We start from the raw sequence: 1358 nt of genomic DNA, 5'->3' as shown, positions 1-1358 counted from the left end.
GTTCGTGCTGTGGCGGCGTCTGCCGTTGAGCAGGTTGCACGCGTTGGCGGATGGCGCGGCTTACGTCTGCCGGCGGTGCGGCTTATGGATTGCGGTCCGTCGTCGCTGAGTGATTCCGTTGAAACGTCTGGTTGTGGATGTGCCGATGATCAAAGGTAGCTACAGATGACTTCGGCATTGCACTGAGCGGGGTCGCCGGCCGCCGCGGTTACCGTGAAGGCCGGCAACGGTTTCTCTGAGCGCGGTGAGTTCGGCGATGTGCCTGTCCAGGTTCGTCAGGTGCTCGGCAAGCTGATCACGCACGTGGCCGCACGGCGCCGTGCCAGCATCCCGGATTTGGAGGATGTCGAGGATTTCGGCCAGAGTGAGGCCGGCAACTTGGCTGCGCCGGATGAATTCAAGCCTGACGATCGTGTCCTCTGGATAGTCGCGGTAGCCGTTGGTGGCTCGGTCGGCCTGCGGCAGGAGCCCTCGCTCCTCGTAAAACCTCAAGGCCTTGGTCGTCACGCCGGAGGCCGCCGCTACTTCACCGATACGCATGCTTCACCTCGTTCTCGAAAGACTCCGTAATCTTCCATTTTGCTGGAAGATCACGAAGGTGATGGGGGTCTTTGTGGTGTGCCAATTCCTTCGTGCTCCCGCCTGTACGTTTCTCGACCCGGTTAGGGGGTGAGGTCGAGTTGTTCGAGGGCGACCTGGTAGGCCTCGTGGTAGGTCGGGAATTGGGCGACCTGGTCCAGGAGCGTGTCGATCGGCAGTTGCGTGCGGATGGCGAGGGAGGCGTGGTGGATCCACTCTCCGGCCATGGGGCCACGGCCCAGGCTCCGATGAGGATCTTCCGGTCGGCGTCGGCGAGTAGGCCGAGGTGCCCGCGGGGGTCCTGCTCGTAGGTCCAGGGTCGGGCGATGGCGTCGGCGAGGTCCAGTTCCGTGGCGATGGTGCGGATGCCCTGCTTCGTTGCCTGTTCCTGGGTTAGTCCGGCGCCGGCGATTTCGGGGTCGGTGAATACGACACGCGGTATGCCGTCGTAGGTGGCCGGGTGGGGTCGGCCGAGGATGGCGTCGGCGGCGATCCGGCCTTGGTACTTCGCGACGTGGGTGAAAGGCATGATGCCGGTGACGTCGCCGATGGCCCACGTGTTTTCGCCGGCGCGGCAGTGGTCGTCGATCTGGATTTCTCCGTGGTCGCCGAGGGTTACGCCAGCGTGTTCGAAGCCGAGTCCTTCGGTGCGTGGTGTGCGGCCGGTACCGAAGATCACGACGTCTGCTGCCACCTCACCGGCTGGATCGCCGTCGCGTGTCTGAAGCTCGATGATGCTGTCGGCTCCCTCGCGCCGCGCCTGGACGGCGGAGGTGGCC

The 1358-nt window shown here is 64.6% G+C and carries 2 protein-coding genes; both read right to left on the bottom strand.

What is annotated here, in order from left to right; all coding sequences use genetic code 11:
• Positions 1 to 159: 159 nt before the first annotated feature.
• Complete coding sequence (locus UN64_RS21600) at positions 160 to 540, bottom strand: heavy metal-responsive transcriptional regulator (protein ID WP_245802091.1); 381 nt, start codon at positions 538 to 540, stop codon at positions 160 to 162.
• The coding region (locus tag UN64_RS21595) for an FAD-dependent oxidoreductase (protein WP_216352808.1) at positions 527 to 1358 on the bottom strand (832 nt) is incomplete at its 5' end. The genes UN64_RS21595 and UN64_RS21600, both read right to left, overlap by 14 nt.

The organism is Fictibacillus arsenicus (genome assembly GCF_001999465.1).
Taxonomy (GTDB): Bacteria; Bacillota; Bacilli; order Bacillales; family Fictibacillaceae; genus Fictibacillus; species Fictibacillus arsenicus.
Note: the sequence above shows the minus strand (reverse complement) of the source record. Positions and strands in the feature narration are given on the sequence as shown.